Here is a 26,380-nt window from a genome sequence, read left to right as displayed (position 1 = left end):
ACTGAAGCTGTCACAAGATGATGGGAGGTAAGCGTGTGGATTGGCTGGAGAAAATGAACGGAGCCCTGGAATACATTGAAGACAATTTAAGCGGAGAGATTCATCTGGAGGAGGCGGCCAAACGGGCCTGCTGTTCCAGCTTTAATTTCCAGCGGATGTTTTCTTTTATGGCAGACGTATCCTTGGCGGACTACATCAGAAGGAGGAGGCTTTCCCTTGCTGCCATGGACCTTCTGACGACAGAAGAAAAGGTCATTGACATTGCCGTAAAGTATGGATATGAGTCTCCGGTTTCCTTTGCCAGGGCATTTTATGCCATGCACGGGTTAAATCCCAGGGATGTGAGAAAGCCCGGTGGGAAGGTCAAGGCTTATCCCCGCATCTCATTTGAAATAACCATAAAAGGAGCTGAAGCTATGAATTATTGCGTAAAAGAGTTGGGAGAATTTAGGCTGGTAGGATTTAAGGAAAAAATATCCATGGAAAATGGAGAGAATTTTAAAAGGATCCCGGAGTTCTGGAATGAGGTTTGCAGGCAGGGCAGGTATGAAAAAATGCTGGGCTATAATGACAATAAGGAGCTGTACTCCATGGGAGTGTGCACCAATTCCGATGACGGCAGGGATTTTGATTATTACATTGCCACCGGATCAGACAGGGAAATACCGGGAGATATGGCTGAACTGGTAATTCCGGCCGGCACCTATGTGATCTTTGAATGCATAGGCCGGATGCCGGAAGGCCAGCAGAAGGTATGGAAGCGGGTTTTTACGGAGTGGTTTCCGTCCTCCGGCTATGAAATAATGGATGGTCCGCAGCTGGAGTGGTATTCCGAAGGGGATATTACTTCCGAGGAATACCGGAGTGAAATCTGGATCCCTATCCGCAAAAAGGCGTAAATCTGTTCATAAAATCGGCTCACTCCCCATATATATAGTAATAATCAATAAGTTGGGGAGTGTGCTATGAAGAGACTGTTTAGCAGAAAATGGATGATTTTTTTCGGCCTGACCATGTGGGTATTGGTTGTGCGTACCTTAAGCGGGTGTACTTTAAACGGGGATAGTGGGGATAAAGTGCGGGATCTGGAATTTACCGTTGTAGCTGACGCGGATATTCCGCAGGAACTTAGACAGATCATTGCTGAAAAGCAGCAGTCGCCCTTTAAGCTGACCTACAGCGATGATCAGAACCTTTACATAGTAGTTGGTTACGGAAAACAGGCCAGCGGAGGATATAGCATCGCAGTCAATGAACTGTATTTGACGGATAATTCCATTGTCCTGGACACGGAATTAATCGGACCGGAAAAGGGGGAGAATACGGGGGCAGAACCCTCCTATCCATTCATCGTCATTAAAACAGAGATGTCGGAGCTTCCGGTGGTGTTTCAGTAGAAAAAATGGAAAAAGACAGCCGTTCCGCAGATGGCAAAAGCGGGACGGCTGTTTTTGCGGAGATATTAAAATTCCCCTTTTTTCTTAGGCCGTCATATGATATACTACTTCAAACAGGAGTAGGCAGTAAGGAAAAGAGGAAGGTATATGATATTAAAGGATATATGGCTTGATGTGACGGCAGTAAAAGAGCGGGATCCGGCAGCCAGAAGCAAGCTGGAAGTGCTCTTGCTGTATCAGGGAGTTCATGCATTGATCTGGCATCGGTTTGCCCACTGGTTTTACCAGCACAAGATGTTTTTTGTCGCCAGGCTTATTTCCCAGCTGGCAAGATTCTTTACACTGATCGAGATCCATCCGGGGGCACAGCTGGGGCACGGAATTTTAATTGACCACGGCTGCGGAGTGGTAATCGGAGAAACTACGGTGGTAGGCGATAACTGTACCATTTACCAGGGGGTGACTCTGGGAGGCGTAGGACTGAATAAGGGAAAACGCCATCCAACACTTGGCAACAATGTGTCGGTAGGAGCAGGTGCCAAGATTTTAGGGTCCTTTGAAGTGGGTGATAATTGTACCATAGCGGCAAATGCCGTGCTTTTAAAACCTTTGGAGAGCAACGTAACAGCGGTGGGGATCCCCGCCCGCCCGGTTAAGATCGACGGCGTGCCCATTCCAAAGAAACAAGATAATCTGGTGACAATGGATCACTACTGTAAGATGGAAGAGCGGGTCAAGGAACTGGAAGAAAGACTTCTTAAGCTGCAGACAGAGCTGTCCTCATACAGGGAAAAGGAAACGGAAGCCGGGACAGAGGCTTCTCCCGAAGAAAAACCAGAAGAATAAAAGTGCCCAAATCTCCCTGTTTTTCCGTAAATAGGGGAATGGTAACAAAAAAAGTATAATGAAACATGCACCTGCATAAACTTTCTTAAAGGAATAAAGAAGGTAAGGCAGGTGCTTTTTTATGTTGGAGCTGGTGAAGAAAAACATACATATGAATCGCTGGAAAGGAAATGCTACGTCTCAGATTACTCTTGACGATGACTTCATCGTCCCGGACAGCATGGATGATGTGGATCAGATTATTTTAAGTTCCGGTGAAATTACTATTGATTCCGTAAAAAACCAGACAGAGCGCGTCGCGGTCCGGGGCAAGCTGGACTTTATGATCCTCTATCGGGGAGCGGAAGGAGGGATTCAGACCCTTTCAGGAAGCATTAACTTTGAGGAACCCATCAATGTGCCTGGACTGGAGGAAAAGGATTATGTCCAGCTGGCATGGGAGCTTGAGGATTTGAACGCAGGAATTATTAATTCCAGGAAGCTGAGTGTAAAGGCTATTGTAACCCTTAGGGTGAAGGTAGAGACCGTCAGCGATGTTAATGCTGCCGTTGAAGTGGACACGGGAAGCGCATCTTCTGACGCGCCTTCGGTGGAAACTCTCCGCCGCAGCCTGGATGTGGCTTCCGTTGCGCTCCGCCACAAGGATACGTTCCGGATCAAGGATACCATTACCCTGTCAGGAAACAAGCCGAACATTGATCATGTTTTGTGGACTGAAATGAAGCTAAGAGGCATTACCACAAGGCCTATGGATGGAAAAATGATGCTTGACGGGGAGCTGCTGGTATTTGTTATTTACCAGGGAGAAGGAGAAGGAGCTCCGATCCAGTGGGTCGAGGAAAGCATTCCATTTTCAGGAGAGCTGGATGTTCCGGATATGACTGAGGATATGGTTCCTGTGATCATGGTCCATCTGATCCATAAGGATATAGAAGCAAAGCCGGATTCTGACGGCGAGATGCGTGAAATGGATGTGGACGCAGTTCTTGAATTGGATATGAAGCTTTACAAGGAAGAGAATATGGAGCTGCTCAGTGACTTATATTCTACTAACCGGGAACTGACGCTTCAGACAGGAGAAGCTTGTTTTGATAAGATCCTGACGAAAAATATGAGCAAGTGCAAGATCGTGGAAAAGATCAGCCTGGATCAGGCGGAGAGGATCCTGCAGATATGCCACAGTGAGGGAATCGTTAAAATTGATGATACGGAAATCAGAGAAGACGGACTTCATGTGGAAGGCGTTTTGGAGGTGCGGGTCTTATATCTGACCTCTGACGATACTCAGCCGATTCAGTCGTCTGTAGAGGATATCCCCTTCCATTTCCTGATTGAGGCTCCGGGGATCAATGAGGATACCATCTGTCAGTTAAATCCGGGCTTAGAGCAGCTGGGCGCTGTTATGATGGGCGGAGGGACCCTTGAAGTGAAGGCGACCATTTCCCTTGATTTACTGGCCCTGCAGCCGGTCTGCGAGCAGATCATCATAAATGTAGCGGAAGCTCCCATGGATTTAAACAATCTGCAGAAACTGCCGGGAATCGTGGGATACATTGTACAGCCTGGAGATTCTCTTTGGAAGGTTGCCAAAAAATTTCATACAACAATTGATACCATTATAGCAACTAACAGTTTGACGGAAAAATCTGTAAAACCGGGGGACCGGCTGATTCTAGTGAAAGAATTGGCATAAATACCTTAATTGAGATGCCAGGCAAAAGAATTCACTTTTGCCTGGCATAATTGATTTTATCTTTGAATGATTTTTTCAAAAAAGGGCAAGATAAAGATTGCTATTCACATATCAGCTTGCCCTGTTATATAATATACTATAGCTAAGCTATAGCTTCAACCATCGATGGCGCCAAAACGCATCCAGCTGGTGCTTAAGATAGATGACAGGTTACCCTGGACGGTAGTGACGTGATTGCAAGGCGTTATTACCGTTTACATATCCTGAATTTCCTATACCGGAGAATGAAGAACATGAATTACACCTATATTTTAAAATGTGCAGATGATACTCTGTACTGCGGTTGGACAAACCATTTGGAGAAACGCTTAACAGCCCATAACCAGGGAAAAGGAGCCAAATACACAAAAGCCCGCAGGCCAGTGGTTTTAGCTTATTGGGAAGAATTTTCCACAAAGGAAGAGGCCATGCGCCGTGAAGCTGCCATAAAAAAGCTTTCCAGGAAGGACAAGCTAAAGCTCATGGGAGAGATTGTATGAGAAAAACCGCCAGGGCCGCAAAATCGCGGGACTGACGGTTTTTACCATTCTATGCAACAAAATGATACATCAGAATATAATGGCACAAGCTTCCTCCCATGACGAAAAGATGGAAAATCTCATGGGAACCGAAACTTTTGTGTTTTGCGTTAAAAAGAGGAAGCTTCAGGGCATAAATGATACCGCCCAGGGTGTAGATGACGCCTCCGGCTACAAGCCAGAGGAACCCGGCAGGAGAGAGGGCATCCATGATCTTTGTAAATGCCAGGACACATACCCAGCCCATGGCAATGTAAAGGCTGGAAGAAAACCATTTGGGGCACATGATAAAGCAGGCTTTTATGATAATCCCTGAAACAGCAATTCCCCATACAAGAGCCATCAGGCTCCAGCCGGTCTGATCTCCAAGAACGATCAGGCAAACCGGCGTGTAGGTTCCTGCGATCAGGATGAAAATCATCATATGATCTATTTTTTTTAACAGCCGGTTGATTTTCGGTGAAATGTCAAGGGTATGGTAGATGGTGCTGGCCGCATAAAGAAAGACCATGCTGAGGATAAAGACCGTTAAGGCAGCCAGGTGGAGCTTTCCATCGGAGGAAGCCTTAATGAGCAGCGGTATTGCGGCGATGAGCGCCATTATCATGGCGACAAAGTGAGTGATGGCACTGACTGGATCTTTGATTTTAATTTCCATAAGAAACCTCCTTGTAGATAATAAAAACTTGTAACGTAGTAATTAATACTATGTATTATATTTTTATATACTATACACTCAAAATGGAAAAAATGCAACTGTTTTTTAACCGAATCAAGAAAGTTCCCGCTTGCAAATACCTGCTTGACAATAGAAAGTGTAAAAATGGGTTTGCCATATTGGGAACAATAAAATATAATGGATAGATAAAATATAATTCAGGAAAAGGAAGGTATGACCGCCTTATGAATCAGACGATAAAAGAACTGATGGAAAGAAAATCCGTCCGGGTGTACGAGGACAGGGTCATTGAGCCAGAGAAAAAGGCGGCTATTATAGATGCAGCCTTACAGGCTCCCACTGCCGGGAACATGACTTTGTATTCCATCATTGATGTGACGGACCAGAAGCGGAAGGAGACCCTGGCAGTGACCTGCGACAACCAGCCCTTTATCGCAAAGGCCCCGCTGGTGCTGGTTTTTGTGGCGGATTACCAGAGGTGGTATGAGCTGTTCTGTCATTATGAAGAGGAGGTCCGAAAGCCAGGGCTTGGAGATCTTTTGCTGGCCTGTGACGATGCGCTGATAGCGGCCCAGAATGCGGTTGTGGCGGCAGAATCCCTTGGTATTGGCTCCTGCTACATCGGAGATATTATGGAGCAGTATGAAACACACAGGGATTTATTTGGCCTTCCTAAGTATGCAGTTCCGGCGGCAATGGTGGTCTTTGGGTATCCGACCAAGCAGCAGATGGACAGAAAGAAACCGGTGCGGCTTAAGCCTGAAGCCGTGGTGTTTGAGAATTCTTACCGCCGTTTAAGCCCTGAGGAATTTTCCGGGGAGCTTAAAACGATTCAGGGAAGGGAAGAGGATTTCGAACGCTGGGTAAAGGCATTTTGCATGCGTAAATGGAATTCTGCTTTCAGCGCTGAAATGAGCCGTTCCGTGGAGGCCATGATGGCGTCATGGAAGAAAGTGGAGTAAGGAAAAAGGATGGAGCTTAACATATTATACGAGGATGAAGACATACTGGTGGCGGAAAAGCCGGTGGGAATGGAATCCCAGTCTTCCAGATCATTTGAGCCGGACATGGTCAGCGAGGTAAGGAAACATATCAACAGTTTATCCCCAAAGTCAGACCCGCCATATGTGGGAGTTATCCACAGGCTGGATAAGCCGGTGGGAGGCGTCATGGTTTATGCAAAAACGAAAAATGCCGCAGAGTCTTTAAGCAGGCAGGTTTCCCAGCATCAAATGGAGAAAATCTACTACGCGGTGGTTTGTGGAAAACCTGTGGAAAACTTTGGGGCCTACGTGGATTATTTGTGGAAGGACGGAAAAACCAATTGTTCCAAAATTGTGGATAAGGGGATAAAAGGTGCAAAACTGGCGGAGCTTCATTATCAGGTTGTGGATAACCGGAGCATAGGGAATGAAGAATGCAGCCTTACAAAGATCATATTAAAAACCGGCCGTCATCACCAGATACGGGTGCAGATGGCCGGCCACGGCACACCCCTTTGGGGTGACCGTAAGTATAATCCCGGTTTTCAAAAGGGAGCTGACGGCAAACATGTGGCCTTGTTTGCTCACAGCCTGTCATTTTCCCATCCAGGCACAAAGAAAAGGCTGAGTTTTTCCGTGAAACCAAAGGGAGAAATCTTTGAAATGTTCTCATTGCCGGAAATGACATAAAGAAGGAATTTTTTGCTAAACGGATTTCGCATATTTTCATTCCGTATGGCTCATAATAGTGATTGTACAAAAGAAGTACAAATCAGAAACAGGTGAGTCCATGGTGAAACCGAGCAGGAAACTGAAGAAAACATTATTAATATTGGGAGTTACAGGGGCAGTGTATTTAAGTTTTCGCTATCTGCTGCCCCTTGTGATTCCCTTTTTGATTGCATACGTATTTGCTCTGTCCCTTCGGCCTTCAGCCCTTTGGATCGAGAAAAAGACCCGCTTCATCATAAAGGGTAGGGTGATTTCCATTCCCCTGGCAGTTATCGGGGGAGTAGAAGTTATCCTTTTTATGATCGCTGTTGGAATCATCCTTTATGTGGCAGGGAGAAAGCTGTTCATGGAAGCCAGGCTTTTACTTCAGAACCTGCCGGTCATTCTGGAAGGCATGGACCGGTGGCTTATGGATAACTGCTTCTTTGCGGAGCGGTTTTTAAAGCTGCCTGACGGATATATGGTAGAAGTGGTAAGGGACATTATATCAGGTGGACAGGTTGCTATAAAAAGCAGGATCATGCCCTTTCTTATGACGAACTCCATGACCATCATGAAATGGATCGTACAGGTAACGGTGATCATTATCATATTGCTGATTGCCACGGTTCTTTCCCTTCAGGAGATGGATGACATCAGGGAAAGGCGGGATAATTCCATGTTTCGCTTTGAATATGCCATGCTTGGGAGACGGCTGACAACGGTGGGAAGCGCCTGGTTAAAGACCCAGGGAGCTATCATGCTGTTTACTATGACGGTGTGTTCGGCAGGGCTGTTTTTCCTGGGAAACCCTTATTTTATTTTATTTGGGATCGGGATCGGGCTTTTGGATGCGCTTCCGATTTTTGGCACAGGGACAGTGTTCATTCCCTGGGCCCTTTTCTCCATGATCAATAAAAACTGGAAGTACGGAATCGGATTAATGGTCATTTATATTATCTGTTATTTTCTGCGGGAGATCATGGAAGCCAAGATCATGGGCGGAAAGGTTGGGCTTACGCCTTTGGAAACCCTTGCATCCATGTATGTGGGCCTTCAGCTTTTCGGGCTTTTGGGATTTATTCTTGGGCCTATCGGCTTATTGATTGTGGAAGATATTGTAGAGGTGTATGAGGGCTGGTGCTGTGAAGATAGGAAGGAAATGGCAGATTCGGAGGAATGAATCAGATGACCTACTTGACAAACATTTGCAAATAACGTAAAATCAACCATACAATCTTTTTCATAATGAAGAAATAAGACGTTGAAGAGGACCAGTAAGTGATGAAGTATTCCAGAGAGAAGGCTGTGTGCTGGAAGGCCTTTATACCTCTCATGACCCAACCTCCCTCGGAGTCCCGCAGCAAACTGCGGCGCATTTCCTGCGTTACGGGATAGGAAAAGTGAGTCGTGGAAATTTCCATGGCTAAATTGGGTGGCACCGCCGAGCTGTTCGGTCCCTTTTTTAGGGAACGGATGGCTCTTTTTGATTTTATGAAAGCACCAATTATGCCCCAAAAGCTTGGGCAGTAAATAGGAGAGGAGAACTTGTTATGGCAAAGGACAAGAAATTAGTAGAAGCGATCACATCCATGGAGGTGGATTTCGCCCAGTGGTACACCGATGTAGTAAAGAAAGCGGAATTGATCGATTATTCCAGCGTAAAAGGCTGCATGGCCATTAAGCCGGCAGGATATGCCATCTGGGAAAATATTCAAAGCGAGCTTGACAGAAGATTTAAGGAAGTAGGGGTGGAAAATGTTTACATGCCTATGTTTATTCCGGAGAGCCTTCTTCAAAAGGAAAAGGATCATGTAGAGGGATTTGCTCCTGAAGTCGCCTGGGTGACCCATGGAGGTTTGGAGCCGCTGCAGGAAAGGCTTTGCGTCAGACCTACCTCTGAAACTCTGTTCTGTGATTTTTACTCCAGAGAGATCCAGTCTTACCGGGATTTGCCGAAGCTTTATAACCAGTGGTGTTCGGTAGTGCGCTGGGAAAAGACCACCAGACCGTTTTTACGTTCCAGAGAGTTTTTGTGGCAGGAAGGCCATACTGCCCATGCTACGGCTGAAGAAGCGGAAGCCCGGACAGAGCAGATGCTTCATTTATATGCGGATTTCTGTGAGGAGGTCCTTGCAATGCCAGTTGTCCGTGGCCAGAAGACAGATAAGGAGAAATTTGCGGGAGCAGAGGCAACCTATACCATCGAGGCTTTGATGCATGACGGCAAGGCACTTCAGTCAGGAACCAGCCATAACTTTGGAAGCGGATTTGCAAAGGCCTTTGAAATCCAGTATTCCGATAAGGAAAATAAGCTTCAGTATGTTCATCAGACTTCCTGGGGAATGACGACCAGGCTTATTGGTGCCATCATCATGGTCCATGGTGATGACAACGGCCTTGTGCTTCCTCCCAGAATCGCACCTATTCAGGTGGTCATCGTTCCGGTTCAGCAGCAAAAGGAAGGCGTTCTTGACAAGGCATATGAGTTAAAACAGGTTCTTTCTAATTATAAGGTTAAGGTGGATGACTCCGATAAGAGCCCTGGCTGGAAATTCAGCGAATCAGAGATGAGAGGCATTCCGGTCCGTGTGGAGATCGGACCCAGAGATATTTCAGAAAACCAGGCGGTTTTGGTACGCCGTGATACCCATGAGAAGATCACCGTATCCTTAGACGAGTTAAATGCTAAGGTAGGCCAGCTTCTGGAAACCATTCAGAAGGATATGCTGGAAAGAGCCAGAGCTCACCGGGATGCCCATACCTATGAGGCAACGGACATGGATACCCTTGTTAAGACCGTAGAGGAAAAGCCGGGCTTTGTAAAGGCCATGTGGTGCGGCTCTCAGGAATGTGAGGATAAGATCAAGGAGATCACAGGGGCGACATCCCGCTGTATGCCATTTAAGCAGGAAAAGCTGGCAGAAACCTGTGTATGCTGCGGAAAACCTGCGGTAAAGATGGTTTATTGGGGCAGGGCGTATTAATACCGGCAAGACAGGAAAATCAGGAGGTGGCAAAGTGATAACGATTCAGGTTCCGGAAGCGGCAAAAAGGATCATCGAACAACTGAATACCAACGGCTTTGAAGCTTATGTGGTGGGAGGCTGTGTGAGAGACAGCCTTTTGGGCCGGACGCCGGAAGACTGGGATATCACCACCTCGGCAAAGCCGGAACAGGTAAAGGAAATTTTTAAGCGGACGGTGGATACGGGAATCCAGCACGGCACGGTTACAGTGCTTATTGATCATGAGGGATATGAGGTAACCACCTACCGCGTCGACGGGGAGTATGAGGATGGGCGCCATCCCAAATCCGTGGAATTTACAGGAAGCTTATTAGAGGATTTAAAGCGCCGGGATTTTACCATCAATGCAATGGCTTACAGCGACCGGGAAGGGCTGGTAGATGCCTTTGACGGGGTAAAGGATTTAGAAGGCCAGACCATTCGGTGCGTGGGAAATGCTGTGGACCGGTTTACAGAGGATGCTTTGAGGATCTTAAGGGCCATCCGCTTTTCAGCCCAGCTGGGCTTTGACCTGGAAGAGGAAACCAGGGCAGCAATTGCCGTCATCGCCCCCAACATGGCAAAGGTCAGTAAGGAACGGATACAGGTGGAGCTTACAAAGCTCCTCCTTTCTGACAACCCCGGGAAGCTTAAATGTGTGTATGAAAATGGAATCGGCCCTTATATCTCTGACCATTTCGAACATGCGGGAAGGCGGCTTCTGGAAGCGGAAAAGCTGGCCTGGCTGCCCCTTAAAAAACACCTGCGCTGGTCAGGCTTTTTAAGGCTGGAGGAGCCTCAGGATGCCGTCCGGATCCTTAAGGAGCTTAAACTGGATAATGAGACCATTCATCAGACAAAAACTCTTGTCAGCTTATGGAAAACAGAGATTCCGGCGGATAAGGCAGCCATCCGGCAGGTCATGAGCGGCCTTTCCCCGGAGCTGTTTCAGGATCTTTTGTGTTTTCAAAAGGTATTTTGTCCTGAAACCTATAAGGCCCAATTAAATATGGTGGAGCAATATTCCGGGGAAATCCTAAGTGCCGGGGATTGCATCCGCTTGAAAGACATGGCAGTCACCGGCCGGGAATTGATGGATGCAGGCATGAAGCCGGGGCCTGAAATGGGGGCGGTATTAGACCATTTGTTCCAGCTGGTCCTTACGCAGCCGGAATGCAATAACAGGGAATATCTGATGAAATCAGCAGAACATTTATTAAAGGAACAAGCCTGAGGCACGTATAACTTTCCGCCGTATTTTGCATATTTTTTTCCACCTCTTCATACCCTAGAAGTAGCTGATGAGCTAAGAGTTGGAGGGGTGGTTGTGAACGAGAAATACACAGAGGTGCTTTCGCAGTATGAGCTTGAAATTCTGGATGTGAAACGCGGCCGGGGCGCCTGGCTGTGTGAAACGAACCAGGGGCTTAAACTGCTTCGGGAATATAAAGGAACCTTAAAGCGCCTGGAATTTGAGGATCAGGTATTTTCACAGATGAAAGAGACCTGTCATTTAAACGTAGACCGCTACGTCAGGAATAAAGATGGTGAACTCCTCTCCAGTGCCGAGGATGGAACCCGGTGGATTGTAAAAGACTGGTATGCGGACCGGGAATGTAATTTGAAAGATAGCAAAGAGGTATTATGTGCCATCGAACAAATTGCTTCTTTACATAAAGTGCTGCGGCGGATCGAATTTAAAGAGGAATGGAACTTAGGATCCATATTGGTACAACAGCCGGCTGAGGAAATGGAACGCCACAACCGGGAGCTGGTGCGCGCCCGCACGTTCATCCGGAATAAAAGGAAAAAGTCTGAGTTCGAATTGTGCGTTATGGGAAATTACGACATATTTTTCGAACAGGCCATGGAAGCCTGTAAAGGGATGGCAGGCTTTTATGAAAACCGGGGTGACAGTGAGGAATACTTATGTCACGGAGACTTAAACCAGCATCACATCCTCATGTGCTTTCATGATGTGGCCATTGTGGAATTCAACCGCATGCACAAGGGCATGCAGATGGAGGATTTATACCATTTTATGCGGAAGGCCATGGAAAAGCATGACTGGAATTTAAAGCTTGGTATGGCCATGCTGGAAACCTATACAAAGGTTCTCCCTCTTTCGGATGCAGACAGGATATGCCTTTACTATTTGTTCTTATATCCTGAGAAATACTGGAAGCAGATCAACTTTTATTATAACGCCAATAAGGCCTGGATTCCTGCACGGAATATTGAAAAGCTTAAGGATTTAGAGATTCAGCAGCCCATGCGGAATCTTTTCCTGTCACGGATCAAGGATTGAAAGAAACGCGCCTTTCAATCTTGGGTTCAAGGCACAAAATAATGGAAATACGCTTTTCTTTTAACCTGTTATGATTTATAATAGCCATAACAGAAATGGAGAGAAAGGAGTATTTTGCTTATGAAAGATTACAAGAGTATTTATGAGGAATGGCTTTTAAATCCTTATTTTGATGATGCGACTAAAGAAGAACTCCGGGGGATCGCAGATGATGAAAACGAAATCAAAGAGCGTTTCTATCAGGATCTGGAATTTGGCACTGCCGGTTTAAGAGGCATCATTGGCGCCGGTATCAACCGGATGAATATTTATGTAGTTAGAAAAGCCACCCAGGGGCTTGCAAATTATATCATAAGCCAGGGCGGAGCCGATAAAGGTGTGGCTATTGCATACGATTCCAGACATATGTCTCCGGAATTTGCAGAGGAAGCAGCGCTTACGCTGGCAGCCAATGGAATTAAGACATATAAATTCGAATCTCTGCGCCCAACGCCGGAGCTTTCTTTTGCTGTAAGGGAATTAGGCTGTATTGCCGGAATCAATATTACCGCCAGCCACAACCCTCCGGAATATAACGGATACAAGGTATACTGGGAGGATGGCGCCCAGTTTACTCCGCCTCATGACAAAGGGGTGACCGCAGAGGTTTTAAATATCACGGATATATCAACGGTCAAGACCACCACCTTGGAAGCGGCAAAAGAATCAGGAAAATATGAGATCATCGGAGCTGCTCTGGATGACAAATATATAGCCCACGTAAAAGCCCAGGTAGTGAATCAGGCCGCAATAGACCAGATGCAGAATGATATTAAAATTGTTTATACTCCTCTCCATGGTACAGGCAATCTTCCCGCAAGAAGAGCGTTAAAGGAAATAGGATTTACGCATGTGTATGTGGTTCCTGAACAGGAACTGCCCGATGGTGGTTTTCCAACGGTCAGCTATCCCAATCCTGAAGCCGAGGAAGCGTTTGAACTGGGCCTTGCCCTTGCAAAGGAAAAGGATGCGGACCTGGTTCTGGCAACGGACCCGGATGCTGACCGTCTTGGGGTGTATGTAAAGGATGACAAATCCGGAGAATACATCCCCTTGACCGGCAATATGTCCGGTTCTCTTCTGTGCGAGTATGTATTGAGCCAGAAGAAGGAACGGGGAGAGATCCCCGCAGATGGACAGGTAGTAAAATCCATTGTTACCACCAATCTGGTGGATGCGGTTGCCAAGGCTTACGGCTGTGAGCTGATCGAGGTTTTAACCGGCTTTAAATACATTGGCCAGCAGATTTTAAAGGAAGAGGCCACCGGATACGGGACCTATATGTTCGGTCTGGAGGAAAGCTATGGCTGTCTCATCGGAACCTATGCCCGCGATAAGGATGCCATATCCGCAACGGTCGCTTTGTGCGAGGCTGCGGCTTATTATAAGACAAAGGGCATGACCTTATGGGATGCCATGATTGCCATGTATGAGAAGTACGGCTATTATAAGGACGCAGTAAAGTCCATTGGCTTAAAGGGTATTGAGGGCCAGGAAAAGATCCGGACGATCATGGAGACCATGCGTAAGGATACACCGGCAGAGGTTGGCGGATATAAAGTCCTTTCCGCCAGGGATTATAAGCTTGATACGGTAAAGGATATGAGCACCGGAGAAGTCAGCCCCACCGGGCTTCCCCAGTCTGACGTGCTTTATTATGATCTGACGGAGGATGCATGGCTGTGCGTAAGGCCATCAGGAACAGAGCCGAAGATCAAATTTTATTATGGCATTAAGGGCGCTTCCATGGCAGAGGCGGAGGAGAGATCCGCGAAGCTGGGAGAAGCGGTCATGGCTATGGTTGATAAGATGATGTAATGAGCACAAGTGAGCCAAGATGAGCGTGCTCATCGGCGCGAACGGTGAATGCTGACCATGATTCCCAGAATCATGACATAAGAAAATATAAAATTGAGACGGAGCCTGGTCAAAAAACCAGGCTCCGTCTTTATAAATTATGATTTTTTGTATTTTTTGGAGTATTCCTTTAATTCCTTTAAAGCCTCCCCAAACAGCCGGGATGAAGCGGTAGGGTTCCGGCGGAGAATACCTTTTCGGTAAAAGGTCAGGCGTCCGCTGAGCTTTTCTTTGGTTTCTGTCAGGGACTGAAGGCGTTCTGCTAAAGCGGATTCTTTTAAGGCACTGGCAGTTTCGGCCTTCAGAGAGGAGATCTTTACCATGGTCCCATCCTTTAAGCTGGCTGCTTTTTGAATGGTTTCAGTTTTTAAATCGGATACCTTCTGGGCGGTTTCGGCCTTTAACAGAGCGATCTGCACCTGTACCTCTTCTAGCTCTGATTTTAATTTTGTCATGGACTCCAGGATTCGGCCAAGGTCCAGGGCTTCCTTGGTGGAGTGTATGGCATCAGTGACAAAAAGACTGCCGATCACGATCACAAGGGCGATGCACACCGTCCCGTTTAAATCAAGGACCAGCCATTCCAGGGGACGGTGAATGACCTCCGTCAGCAGCAGGGTGAGAAAGCCCCATGCAATGGAGGTACCAAGACAGACATAACCGTTTAAATTAAAGGGCTTGCTGCTGTAGTCCCAGTATTTCATTTTAAACAGCCGTTCCATGGCATAGCCGGTGGCATATTCCAGGGCAGAGGCACCTGCCATACCAAAGAGAAATACAAGAAATAAATTGCCCTGGACGGGCAGGGACAGCCACAGCATGATAATGGCACCGCTTCCATACAGGGGAAGAAGGGGAAGCCTTAGAAAACCGCGGTTTACAAAATGAAAGCTTTTTACGGATACATAGGTGGATTCGATGATCCAGCCGATAAAACAGTATATGAAAAAAAACAGCAGCCACTGATACCAAGTATACAAGTACATAATAGAACCCTTTCTTCAAAATATTTCTGTTGGATTTATCATAAACGGTTTTGTCATTTTTTGCAACCTTTGCTTGCTTTAATCGCTTCTGTCATGTAGAATTATGATGTTTCGTATTTAGAATGATGAAACCCTGTGAAAAGTCAAGGAACACTGTAAAGATAAGAGAAAATCAAACCGCATTAATAAAGGAGTTTTTCAATGAGCATATTAAACGTAGAACATCTGACCCATGGATTTGGAGACCGTGCCATTTTTCAGGATGTATCCTTCCGCCTCTTAAAAGGAGAGCACATCGGCATGATCGGAGCCAATGGAGAAGGAAAATCCTCATTTATGAATATAATCACCGGAACACTACAGCCGGACGAAGGAAAGGTGGAATGGGCCAAACGGGTCCGCGTAGGTTATTTGGACCAGCATACGGTGCTGGAAAAGGGGATGACCATCCGGGACGTATTAAAAAGCGCCTTTGCATTCCTGTTCCAGATGGAAGAGCAGATGAATGAGATCTGTGATAAAATGGGAGAGGCTGATGAGGAAACCATGGCTTCCATGATGGAGGAGCTTGGAACCATTCAGGACCTTCTTATGGCCCATGACTTTTATATTATTGATTCAAAGGTAGAGGAAGTGGCCAGGGCTTTAGGCTTAACCGACATGGGGCTGGATAAGGATGTGACGGAATTAAGCGGAGGCCAGAGGACCAAGATTCTTTTAGGAAAGCTTTTATTGGAAAAGCCGGATATCCTTCTTCTTGATGAGCCGACCAATTATCTGGATGAACAGCATATTGAATGGCTGAAGCGTTATCTCCAGGAATATGAAAATGCATTCATCCTGATTTCCCATGACATTCCATTCTTAAACAGCGTGGTCAACATCATTTACCATATGGAAAACCAGAGCCTGGACCGTTATGTAGGTGACTATGAAAAGTTCCAGGAAGTGTATGCAGTGAAACGTTCGCAGCTGGAGGCTGCTTATAAAAGGCAGCAGCAGGAAATCGCTGAGCTGGAAGATTTTGTTGCCAGAAACAAGGCCCGTGTGTCCACCAGAAACATGGCCATGTCCAGACAAAAGAAGCTGGATAAAATGGAGGTCATTGAGCTATCAAAAGATAAGCCAAAGCCGGAATTTCATTTTATGGAAGCCCGCACAGCCGGTAAATGCATTTTTGAAACAAAAGATATGGTCATCGGCTATGAGGAGCCTTTGTCAAGACCTTTGAATCTTTCCATGGAACGTGGGGAAAAGGTGATTTTAGCAGGCGCAAACGGCATAGGAAAGACCACCCTTTTAAAGAGCATCCTGGGGCTAGTGCCGTCCTTAGAGGGAAATGTGGAGCTTGGAGATTACCTTTCCATCGGATACTTTGAACAGGAAATGGCCCCCGGAAATACCACTACCTGCATTGAAGAGATCTGGAAGGAGTTCCCATCCTACACCCAGTACCAGGTCCGGTCTGCTCTTGCCAAGTGCGGTCTGACTACCAAGCACATTGAAAGCCAGGTGCGGGTGTTAAGCGGCGGGGAACAGGCAAAGGTCAGATTATGTAAACTTCTTAACCGGGAAACAAATGTCCTTCTTCTGGACGAGCCTACCAACCACCTGGATGTGGAGGCAAAGGAAGAGTTAAAGAGAGCCTTAAAGGAGTATAAGGGAAGCATTCTTTTGATTTGTCATGAGCCGGAATTCTATGAAGGGATCGCGACCAGAGTGATTGACTGCAGGGAATGGGCCCTTAGATTATCTTGATATGATACTGATGGAGAAGCCAGGAAAAACATGTTTTAAAGTTTTTCCAGGTTGACGCGGCATCTGCCGAATGAATATGCTTGCAAATTCATTTGGCTCGCTGCCCGCGCACATAAAAATCGGGGCCTGGCTCTTTTAGGAACCGGGCCCCAAATTAAGTATTGCGATTGGGAATGGTAGGTATATAAAATAAGAGAATGTTCTTTTAGGGGGGCCGGACGGCTCGCGCCGTCCGGTATGAGTATGAAAAAGCTTTGTGATTTCAAGTAAGTTACTTGAAACAAAAGGCCCGTTATCCTTCCGGATAACGTATTATTAGTATACGAGGAAATTGTGACTAAAATGTGTACCACATATTAAAAAAAAATAAACATAATAAAAATTAAAAAAAGCCTTTGAATTCCCAGGGTTATTGTATATAATAAAGTAGAAACTGTGACTTCAATTACGAATTAGCCATAATTTTGAAGATAAAGGAAACCCTGGGAACAGGATACAGCGAACAGGAGGAAGCAAGATGATGATGTCCAATGATATTGGAATCGATTTAGGTACAGCAAGCATACTGGTTTATATTAAGGGAAAGGGAGTTGTATTAAAGGAACCTTCGGTTGTAGCCATTGACCGTGATACAAATAAAATCAAAGCCATTGGAGAGGAAGCCAGACTGATGATCGGAAGAACACCGGGCAACATTGTGGCGGTAAGACCTCTTCGTCAGGGCGTTATTTCTGATTATACAGTAACAGAAAAAATGCTGAAATATTTTATTAACAAAGCGGTTGGTAAAAAGACTCTGAGAAAGCCAAGGATCAGCGTCTGTATCCCAAGCGGTGCCACTGAGGTAGAGAAAAAGGCGGTAGAGGATGCCACTTATCAGGCAGGGGCCAGAGAGGTGGCGATCATTGAGGAGCCGGTGGCAGCAGCCATTGGTGCTGGAATCGACATTGCAAAGGCATGCGGAAACATGATCGTTGATATCGGAGGAGGAACCTCTGATATTGCTGTTATTTCCCTGGGAGGTACGGTTGTAAGCACCTCCATCAAGGTTGCGGGAGATGATTTTGATGAAGCCCTCGTCCGTTATATGCGAAAAAAACATAACCTTTTGATCGGTGAGAGGACGGCTGAGGAAATCAAGATCAACATCGGTGCGGCATACAGAAGGCCTGAGGTCCTGACCATGGAGGTTCGTGGACGAAACCTGGTTACCGGCCTGCCAAAGACCATTGTAGTCACTTCCGACGAGACTCTGGATGCATTAAAAGAACCGGCCATGCAAATCGTTGATGCGGTTCATAATGTACTGGAGCGCACTCCACCGGAGCTGGCGGCGGATATTTTTGACCGTGGGATCGTGCTTACCGGAGGCGGCTCTCTCTTAAGCGGCCTGGATGCCCTGATTGAAGAGAAGACGGGAATCACCACCATGATCGCAGAGGATCCGCTGACTGCAGTTGCCATTGGAACAGGAAAATTTATTGAATTCATGCATGGCGGAGATAATAAAACAGAATTTTAACCCAAAAACAGGGCTGATAGGAATATCAGTCCTGCCTTGAGGTTACCAGGACTGCTTTGGAACGACCCTGTCGGCATCGTAAGATTCCGGCGGGGCTGGTTTTGAGGCAGTCCGCTTGTATTTGTACGGGAGGAACCATGGCAACAGTCTGCGGATTTGTGGAGAAAATTAAATACAGGAACGAGGACAACGGCTACACAGTCTTAAGCCTTGTAAATGCAGGGGAAGAGTATACTCTGGTGGGCAGTTTCCACTACATAAATGAAGGAGAAATGATCGAAGCCGTTGGGGTTATGACCGAGCATCCGGTTTATGGGGAGCAGATGACTGTAGAAAGCTATGAGATCAAGGCTCCGGAGGACACTGCGGCAATGGAACGGTACTTAGGTTCAGGGGCCATCAAGGGAATCGGGGCAGCTTTGGCTGCCAGGATCGTCCGCCGCTTTAAAGCCGACACCTTCCGCGTCATGGAGGAGGAGCCGGAACGGCTTTCTGAAGTAAAGGGCGTCAGCGAAAAGATGGCAATGTCCATTTCCCAGCAGATAGAGGAAAAAAAGGAGATGCGTCAGGCCATGATGTTTCTTCAGGAATATGGAATTTCCATGAATCTGGCGGTAAAGATCTACCATGAATACGGTCCCAGGCTTTACAGCGTATTAAAGGAAAACCCTTACCAGCTGGCAGATGACATTCCGGGCGTAGGATTTAAAATGGCAGATGAAATTGCGAGAAAAGCAGGAATTTTCACGGATTCCAATTTTCGCATCAAAAGCGGGGTGCTGTACACTCTTCTGCAGGCCACGTCAAACGGCCATACCTATCTGCCGGAAGAAGAACTTTTGTCTCAGGCTTCGGAGCTTCTTAGGATAGAACCCTCTTTTATAGAAAAGCATTTGATGGACATGCAGCTGGATAAACGCCTTGTCATCCGGGAATCGGAAGGCAAACGCATCGTTTACGCCTCCCAGTACTATTACATGGAACTGAACGTGGCAAAGATGCTTCACGATTTAAATATCAGGGGTCAAATGCCCGAGGAGGAGATCCGGACCCAGCTTCTTAAGATCCAAAAGGAAGGGCAGATCGAGCTGGATGAAAAACAGGTCCAGGCGGTTGTGGAGGCGGTCAACAGCGGGCTTCTTATCATCACCGGAGGCCCGGGTACCGGTAAGACTACCACCATCAACACCATCATACGGTTTTTTGAAAGCGAGGAGATGGAGATCCTGCTGGCTGCTCCCACCGGCAGGGCGGCAAAGAGGATGACGGAAGCCACCGGGTATGAGGCCAGGACCATCCACCGGCTTTTGGAGCTGACCGGAGTTCCGGGAGACGATCGTTCCGTTGGAATGCATTTTGACCGGAATGAAGAAAATCCCCTGGATGCCGACGCGGTGATCATCGATGAGACCTCCATGGTGGACATTCATTTGATGCAGTCTCTTTTAAAAGCGGTCAATCCGGGGACAAGGCTTATTCTGGTGGGAGATGTGAACCAGCTTCCCAGCGTTGGCCCCGGAAACGTGCTCCGGGACATGATTGATTCAGGAAGTTTTAACGTAGTCATGCTGACTAAGATTTTCCGTCAGGCAACTCAAAGCGACATTGTGGTCAATGCCCACAAGATCAATCGGGGTGAGCAGGTTCCTTTAGGGAAAAAGAGCAATGATTTCCTCTTTATCAAGAGAGAGGATCCTAATACCATCATCAATGCCATGATCACTCTGGTTCAGGACAAGCTGCCCGGCTATGTCCATGCAAAAACTTATGATATCCAGATCATGACGCCAATGAGAAAAGGGGCCATTGGTGTGGAACGGCTTAACTCCATTTTGCAGGAATATTTAAATCCTCCCGGAGAAGGAAAGGCTGAAAAGGAATCAGCCGGAGTCACCTACCGGGTGGGAGATAAGGTTATGCAGATCAAGAACAATTATAACATTGAGTGGGAGGTCCGCAACGGATACGGGATCCCTGTTGATAAGGGAACGGGCATTTACAATGGGGATATGGGCATTATCCGGGAGATCAATACATTTGCCGAGCTGGTAACCGTGGAATTCGACGAGGGGCGTATGGTGGATTACAGCTTTAAGCAGCTGGAGGAGCTGGAGCTTGCTTACGCCATTACGATCCACAAATCTCAGGGAAGCGAATACCCGGCAGTTGTCATCCCCATATTTTCCGGTCCAAGGATGCTCATGACCAGAAACTTGATCTACACCGCGGTAACCCGTGCAAAATCCTGCGTTTGTCTGGTGGGAATGCCGGAAGTATTCGGGGAAATGGTGAACAATGAAATGGAACAGCGGAGATATTCCGGTTTAAAGGACCGGATCTGCGAAATCAGCAGGCTGTCATAATTGAGAGAAACAGGCTTTATGTGTTTCTCTCGTTATGGCGGTAGTTGCCGGGTGAATAGGCGGCCCTGATCGTTAGCCATGCCACTGGCGGAAATTCTTTGGGCAGACAGTCTTTGTATGAATCTGCTTATCTTATAATTCTTTTAATTCTATTCGTTCTATAAGGAGAATCTTTTATATGTACCCTTCGTTTTTTATTGATTTGTTATTTCCCAGACGATGCCCTGTCTGTGACGGGATCGTTATGCCAAAGGGCAGGCTGATCTGCCGGGAATGCATGAAAAAGCTGTCATTTGTCAAGGATCCTGTCTGTAAAAGGTGCGGCAAGGAGGTTATAAGCTCTGACATGGAATATTGCTTTGACTGTGTCAGGCACAAGCGCACTTTTGAGTATGGCAGGGCGCTTATAAATTATGACGAAAGAGCCGGAAGATCCATGGCAAAAATTAAATATAGGAATAAGAGGGAGTATTTAGACTTTTATGGGGAAGCAATTTGTGCCAGGTACTGGAAAGTGATCAGGCGCATGAAGGCAAATGTCCTTGTTCCTGTTCCGGTCCATCCTTCCCGGAAAAGGGAGAGGGGATTTAACCAGGCAGAGCTTTTGGCACGCAGGATCGGAGAAGGCCTTGGGATGCCTGTTTACCCTCAAATGCTGGTCAGAAATAAAAGGACAATGCCCCAAAAAGGGCTTGACCCGGCGGGCAGGCTTAAAAATCTGGAGGAGGCATTTTCTGCCGGGGAAATTTTAAAAGGAGTGGAAGGGGTGATTTTAGTAGATGATATTTATACTACTGGAAGCACCATAGAGGCATGTACCCGGGCGCTTAAAAAAGCAGGAATAAAAAGGGTATATTTTCTCACGATTTGTATTGGACGGGGACAGTAGATTGATGTATGATAGCAGGTGATAAAAGCAATCAGGCCTAGGAGGAACATATATGATAATCAGAACTGCAGAAGAAAAGGATATGCCGGAGCTTTTGAACATTTATAATTATGAGGTAGAACATGGACTGGCCACATTTGACTTAAATCCGAAAACCATGGAGGAGCGGTTGGTCTGGTTCCGGGAACATAACGTGGGAAACCATCCTTTGATTGTAGCTGAAGAAGATGGAAAAGCAGTGGGGTATGCAAGCCTTTCCTCTTATCGCCCCAAAGAGGCTTATGGGGCCACGGTGGAGCTGTCTGTATACATTGATAAGGATTATCGCCGCAGAGGGATCGCCGGGGAGCTGTCGTTTGCTATTCTTGAGATTGCCAAGGAACGGGACGATATTCATACGGTCATTTCAGTTATAACCGGAGGAAACGAAGCGAGCATAAAGCTCCATGAGAGACTGGGGTTTGTTCATTGCGGGACTATAAGGGAAGTGGGCGTGAAGTTTGGGAAGATGCTGGATATTGAGAATTATCAGTTGATGGTTTAGAAGATAAGTGAAATTTAGAAGTCAGATATGAAAGGGACGCATTGCACTCCATCTTTAAATGTGGAGAGTGCAATGCGCCCCTTTTTATCCTTATCTGTCATCACAGGCTTTCATAAATAGTTTTAACAGGTCCAATGCATAACGTCGTTTCTTATCACTGCATTGCCCAAGGATGTTAATGATGGTTTGCTGTTCAATCAGAAGTGAACTGGTTTCTGTTTCCGACTCCATTTTTCCGTAAATCAGATAATCTAAAGAAATATTCAAACTTGATGCAATGCTTAACATTGTCTCAACAGACATTCCGCATGTTCCACGCTCAATATCCTGACAATATTTATATGCACGCCCAATTTTCTCGGCTAGCTCCTCTTGCGTCCAACCAATTAGAATACGTCGATTACGGATTCGTTGACCTACTTCAATCCTGTTGTACTTTGTCAATCACTTCACCAAACTTTCCAAAATTTACCAATTTTTTGATTTGACATAATTATATCGAACAAAGATGTTGGCAACACCTGTTTTAAAAGTATAATAAAAGTATGTCACCAATGTAAACTTAACTTTATGGTAAAATTTTGAAGGTATTGGGAGTGTATGATGATTGTTGTTTGTGTCGGGTGGGGGATTTGATCGTAGTTGTGAGCATTCTGTTGAAGATATAAAAGAAGTTAAAGAAATTATAGTAATCATAAGAAGGGGATATGTTAAAAAACAGGTCAGAACAGCGGTTTCCGAAAAACAGCTGTTCTGACCTTGACATATAAATTGAAACAGTAGTTAAAAACAATAATTTTTGAATCATTTAATTGCAATTAAAAGAGACTCCATTTATTTGCAATTAAAATTTCGAAGGACTAAGAAACATTTTTATAAAGCACCTTCCTTATATGCAACTACCCCCACTGTTTTCAGTAAAATTTTAATATCCAGTTTAAAATTCCATTCGGTTATGTATTTTTTATCCAGTTTAACTACTTCTTCAAAATTCGTTATGCTGCTTCTTCCGCTGACCTGCCATAAACCAGTCAGTCCTGGCTTGATTGACAACCTTGCCCGGTGATGTAGTTCGTATCTTTCCCACTCATCTAATGTGGGAGGTCGGGTTCCAACAAGGCTCATATCACCTTTTAATACGTTCCACATCTGAGGCCATTCATCCAGGGAATAATTACGCATAAAGTTTCCGATTCCCTTTTCGCCTCCTATGATACGTGGATCGTGATCCATATTAAACATCATACCATCTTTTATTCGGTTTTGTGCCAGTAGTTCTTTTTTTCGCTTCTCCGCATTCATGTACATACTGCGGAATTTATATATTTTAAATTTTTTTCCATTCTTACCGACACGGACTTGAGAAAAGAGAATGGGACCTGGAGAATGAAAATAAATACAGGGTGCAAGAACCAGATATAGAAATCCGGCTATGATGCAGCCAATTAAACCGCCTGCAATATCCATTGCCCTTTTCATGAAAAGCTGTCTTGAACTTGCCATGTTAATGCTGGTGGTTAAAACTGTATAACCTCCCATGCGCTCTACTCTTTGTTTTTGTTCGTTTAAAACAGTGATATCAACGAGATTCTGGTGGACTGTAATACCCATTTCCATAAAGTTGTCCACGGTCTTTTCGAGTGTAAAGGAATCTCTTGGCAGGTTTATAAAAACTTCATCCACCCATTTATGGCATACGTAATCCACCACATGTTTGATATCAGAGACTACCGGTATTCCTTCTATTTCATCTCCTGTCATATTGGCATCTTCAATAACGATTCCGCTTACCTGAAAACCCTCGTAATTATAGTTGTTTATATTATCCAATACAGTTGAAGCTATATCTTTGCTTGTGATGACCAGCAGGGAACGTTTCCCTTTATTGGTTAATCCGGATTTTTTTAAGTGCCTTTTCCAGAATAATCTGAGAAAATAGGTGGAGAATGTATAGAACAATCCGGTGAGAATCAAGATGATACGAGAATATTGTTCTCCTGTTTGTGTTAGAAAAAAACAAAAAGCAGTAGATAGAATCACAAGACAGGTGTGTTTTATTGTTTCAATGCATTCCCTGTAATATCCTCTTTTTAAGACGTTCTTAAAGCTTTCAAGGAAAAATGTAACGATTATCTGGATCATAAAAAGAAGAATTGCCATGCTACGATAGAGAAAGGTTCGGTACGGCATGAAACTTTCTTGTCGGATTAAATATGCCAGAATAAATGATATTTGAAGGCATAATGCATCAAGAATTATGAAATCAAGATGCTTTATCCAACCTTCACTTGCTTTTTAATACATCAACTCTCACCTCCCCTCATTTAATCGTTAATTTAGATTTGGCGTTAATAACAGGTTATATTAGTACGTTTATAACGTGACTTAATTATACCCTTTATGGGGGAAAGTCAATGTTTGGATGGTGATTAGTATTGATTTTTATAGGATTTTAGCTGGGGTTTGTAATGGTAGTTTTGCACGATGGTTTCAACAAAAGTTCAATAGTTTATAAGAATTTTTTTGTTAATTGTAATATTTAATAGAATAAAAATTAAATTAGCATAATGGAATGGATTGATAACACCTTTTGTAAGTGTATATATCTGACTTTTTAAAATTAATTGTAGATTTTGTTCTAAAATTGTTGGGTTTGATAGTGGGATAATATTAAATATACTAAAATCTGCGTTGGCCTCAATAAAAGAATTAATTGTTTAGTTAAACTAATTTTATTCATTATTAACAAACCGTTAGATTTCACGTATTATTATATGATCCTATATTGTTGAAAACAGTGTGAAAGATTTTTGAGTTTTTAAAAGAATATAATTTGGTTTTTATTATTATGCAAACGAATGTTGTGTTATTATAATTAATGTTAACATAACTATATTTCGCGGTCTATAGTAGGGGTATGAAGTATCTATATTTATCATTTCAATAGTAGTTAATGAAGAGTTTAATATTAAAGATATGGGCGAGTATAAGGAGATCGAAAATTAATTGTTTTGATTTAGAGATAAAAAAGATTATTGATATGTAATATTTTTGTGATAAAAGTGGACGTGATAGAATATACTCACGACATAATATGGATATGAGATAATATACATATGCCATAATTTGAATGCAGCATAATAAGCATGCGTCATAATAGGAATGGATGAGTTCGAATGACTTAACTGGAGGTTCATATTTCATACCCGAAGAGGATGGACGAGGAATGCGGTAACAAAAGTATTTTTTGAGCAAATGAAGAGGGGGAGATGATGTGACTTAACGAGTGGCTGGAAGGTCTGTTCATTGTTTAGAGTTAGAAAAAATCAAAAACTATTTATTGATTAATAGAAAGTTATATAGATGATGAGAACTTTGCTTACAGGAAATTTAAGAATATGCCTTTATAGAAATTATCTCGCTGCATTGAGATAAAGGGATAGGTTGATGAAAAAGATATGACGATTATTGTTGCCAGTGATGTCAGATTATGGGCATAAATTGAGTTAAAAAATAAATTGAAAGACAGTTTGAATTTTGATTGCGAGAATAGGAGACCAGCTATGAAAAGTTAAGTATAAATATAGCAGGAAGTTTTCTTTTTGTATTTATGGTAAAAAGGTTAACCTTAACAAGTCTCATGCATGGGAGCTTTTTCAAAATCAATCAATTATCAGATTTTTCTATTGAGATTAAATTTCACTTTATCAGTGAGCATCTTATAGATGACTCTGATAAGTTTGCTGGCACAGTGTCCGAGGGCAATATTATGTGTTCGTCCCTTCGCCAACTTGGCATCATGATAAGTCCTGAAAGTGGAGTTGTTTTTACAACATTATCATCTGCATTCACCAGGGCAAATCTTAACACCCTTGAGCTGCGTTTAGGATTCTAGTACGTTTTGCACTGAAACTTCCTGATTGATATACAAACGGGTCTAGGCCAGTAAAAACGAGGTAAGTGTACAATTTGACGCTTACCTTGATGCTTATAGGCATACTCAGAAAATATCTTAAAGAGAGGAAGTAATGAATAGTACTGAAATAAAAAATATCGTTACAAAAAAGTATATAATATGTGAAAATATAAAGATATGTAAAGGGAAGATGGCTGATTTTTTATTGATTACATCTTAATAGTTATTTTTAAATAGAACTTTTCCTACATATTAAAAAAGTTTTCAGTACAAATAAATGCTAAAAGACTATATAAATTCTAC

General features: G+C 44.6%; 21 protein-coding genes and 1 other annotated feature. Of the genes, 17 read left to right on the top strand and 4 right to left on the bottom strand.

The window, feature by feature from the left end; translation table 11 throughout:
• Positions 1-35 precede the first annotated feature (35 nt).
• The 5 genes from K401_RS0106205 to K401_RS0106180 all read left to right on the top strand — a co-directional run bounded on the left by K401_RS0106205 (position 36) and on the right by K401_RS0106180 (position 4,475).
• Positions 36-899, top strand: a complete 864-nt coding sequence (locus K401_RS0106205; protein WP_024292142.1) for an AraC family transcriptional regulator — start codon at positions 36-38, stop codon at positions 897-899.
• 114 nt (positions 900-1,013) lie between these two features.
• Complete coding sequence (locus tag K401_RS0106200; protein WP_242837835.1) at positions 1,014-1,397, top strand: protease complex subunit PrcB family protein; 384 nt, start codon at positions 1,014-1,016, stop codon at positions 1,395-1,397.
• Positions 1,398-1,544: 147 nt separating this feature from the next.
• Positions 1,545-2,243 carry a serine O-acetyltransferase gene (gene cysE, locus K401_RS0106190; protein WP_024292140.1) on the top strand — a complete coding sequence of 233 codons (699 nt, stop codon included), beginning with the start codon at positions 1,545-1,547 and terminating at the stop codon, positions 2,241-2,243.
• Positions 2,244-2,364: 121 nt separating this feature from the next.
• The gene (locus K401_RS0106185; RefSeq protein ID WP_029700660.1) at positions 2,365-3,936 is read left to right on the top strand and encodes a DUF3794 and LysM peptidoglycan-binding domain-containing protein; all 1,572 of its coding nucleotides are present in this window, start codon (positions 2,365-2,367) and stop codon (positions 3,934-3,936) included.
• A 293-nt stretch (positions 3,937-4,229) separates the two neighbouring features.
• Complete coding sequence (locus K401_RS0106180) at positions 4,230-4,475, top strand: GIY-YIG nuclease family protein (protein WP_024292138.1); 246 nt, start codon at positions 4,230-4,232, stop codon at positions 4,473-4,475.
• Positions 4,476-4,524: 49 nt separating this feature from the next.
• Here the strand turns inward: K401_RS0106180 and trhA are convergent, their stop codons facing one another.
• Positions 4,525-5,172, bottom strand: coding sequence for a PAQR family membrane homeostasis protein TrhA (trhA, locus tag K401_RS0106175; protein ID WP_024292137.1), 648 nt, complete (start codon positions 5,170-5,172; stop codon positions 4,525-4,527).
• Positions 5,173-5,417: 245 nt separating this feature from the next.
• Between trhA and K401_RS0106170 the strand changes: the two genes are divergently transcribed.
• From K401_RS0106170 to K401_RS0106130, 7 genes are all read left to right on the top strand, one after another.
• The gene (locus tag K401_RS0106170) at positions 5,418-6,155 is read left to right on the top strand and encodes a nitroreductase family protein (RefSeq protein WP_024292136.1); all 738 of its coding nucleotides are present in this window, start codon (positions 5,418-5,420) and stop codon (positions 6,153-6,155) included.
• 9 nt (positions 6,156-6,164) lie between these two features.
• On the top strand, positions 6,165-6,866 hold the full coding sequence (locus tag K401_RS0106165; protein ID WP_024292135.1) for an RluA family pseudouridine synthase: 702 nt from the start codon (positions 6,165-6,167) through the stop codon (positions 6,864-6,866).
• A gap of 100 nt (positions 6,867-6,966) precedes the next feature.
• On the top strand, positions 6,967-8,070 hold the full coding sequence (locus K401_RS0106160; RefSeq protein ID WP_024292134.1) for an AI-2E family transporter: 1,104 nt from the start codon (positions 6,967-6,969) through the stop codon (positions 8,068-8,070).
• Positions 8,071-8,142: 72 nt separating this feature from the next.
• Positions 8,143-8,352 (top strand) — a binding site (T-box leader).
• Positions 8,353-8,440: 88 nt separating this feature from the next.
• Positions 8,441-9,874: a proline--tRNA ligase gene (gene proS, locus K401_RS0106145; RefSeq protein ID WP_024292133.1), complete on the top strand. Its 1,434-nt coding sequence runs from the start codon at positions 8,441-8,443 to the stop codon at positions 9,872-9,874.
• 37 nt (positions 9,875-9,911) lie between these two features.
• Positions 9,912-11,129, top strand: a complete 1,218-nt coding sequence (locus tag K401_RS0106140; RefSeq protein ID WP_024292132.1) for a CCA tRNA nucleotidyltransferase — start codon at positions 9,912-9,914, stop codon at positions 11,127-11,129.
• A gap of 93 nt (positions 11,130-11,222) precedes the next feature.
• Positions 11,223-12,203, top strand: a complete 981-nt coding sequence (locus tag K401_RS0106135) for a protein kinase family protein (RefSeq protein WP_024292131.1) — start codon at positions 11,223-11,225, stop codon at positions 12,201-12,203.
• Between the two features lie 120 nt (positions 12,204-12,323).
• Positions 12,324-14,060, top strand: a complete 1,737-nt coding sequence (locus K401_RS0106130; protein WP_024292130.1) for a phospho-sugar mutase — start codon at positions 12,324-12,326, stop codon at positions 14,058-14,060.
• Between the two features lie 137 nt (positions 14,061-14,197).
• On the opposite strand, the gene K401_RS0106125 is transcribed toward K401_RS0106130, so the two are convergent.
• A complete protein-coding gene (locus K401_RS0106125) occupies positions 14,198-15,085 on the bottom strand; it encodes a putative ABC transporter permease (protein WP_024292129.1) in 888 nt (295 codons plus the stop codon).
• 201 nt (positions 15,086-15,286) lie between these two features.
• Between K401_RS0106125 and K401_RS0106120 the strand changes: the two genes are divergently transcribed.
• The 5 genes from K401_RS0106120 (at position 15,287) to K401_RS0106100 (ending at position 22,161) form a co-directional block, all read left to right on the top strand.
• On the top strand, positions 15,287-16,843 hold the full coding sequence (locus tag K401_RS0106120) for an ABC-F family ATP-binding cassette domain-containing protein (protein WP_024292128.1): 1,557 nt from the start codon (positions 15,287-15,289) through the stop codon (positions 16,841-16,843).
• 517 nt (positions 16,844-17,360) lie between these two features.
• Positions 17,361-18,365, top strand: a complete 1,005-nt coding sequence (locus tag K401_RS0106115) for a rod shape-determining protein (RefSeq protein WP_024292127.1) — start codon at positions 17,361-17,363, stop codon at positions 18,363-18,365.
• Positions 18,366-18,502: 137 nt separating this feature from the next.
• Positions 18,503-20,728, top strand: a complete 2,226-nt coding sequence (recD2, locus tag K401_RS0106110; protein WP_024292126.1) for an SF1B family DNA helicase RecD2 — start codon at positions 18,503-18,505, stop codon at positions 20,726-20,728.
• A 178-nt stretch (positions 20,729-20,906) separates the two neighbouring features.
• A complete protein-coding gene (locus tag K401_RS0106105) occupies positions 20,907-21,617 on the top strand; it encodes a ComF family protein (protein ID WP_029700659.1) in 711 nt (236 codons plus the stop codon).
• Between the two features lie 52 nt (positions 21,618-21,669).
• Complete coding sequence (locus tag K401_RS0106100; RefSeq protein ID WP_024292124.1) at positions 21,670-22,161, top strand: GNAT family N-acetyltransferase; 492 nt, start codon at positions 21,670-21,672, stop codon at positions 22,159-22,161.
• A 90-nt stretch (positions 22,162-22,251) separates the two neighbouring features.
• Here K401_RS0106100 and K401_RS33835 read toward each other — a convergent pair whose 3' ends face one another.
• Together K401_RS33835 and K401_RS31040 are read right to left on the bottom strand one after the other, a co-directional pair.
• Positions 22,252-22,605 (bottom strand): helix-turn-helix domain-containing protein, encoded by a 354-nt coding sequence (locus K401_RS33835; RefSeq protein ID WP_024292123.1) that lies wholly within the window; start codon positions 22,603-22,605, stop codon positions 22,252-22,254.
• Between the two features lie 429 nt (positions 22,606-23,034).
• On the bottom strand, positions 23,035-24,438 hold the full coding sequence (locus tag K401_RS31040) for a sugar transferase (protein WP_242842348.1): 1,404 nt from the start codon (positions 24,436-24,438) through the stop codon (positions 23,035-23,037).
• Positions 24,439-26,380: the final 1,942 nt, after the last annotated feature.

The sequence above is a fragment of the Lacrimispora indolis DSM 755 genome (assembly GCF_000526995.1).
GTDB lineage: Bacteria > Bacillota > Clostridia > Lachnospirales > Lachnospiraceae > Lacrimispora > Lacrimispora indolis.
Note: the sequence above shows the minus strand (reverse complement) of the source record. Positions and strands in the feature narration are given on the sequence as shown.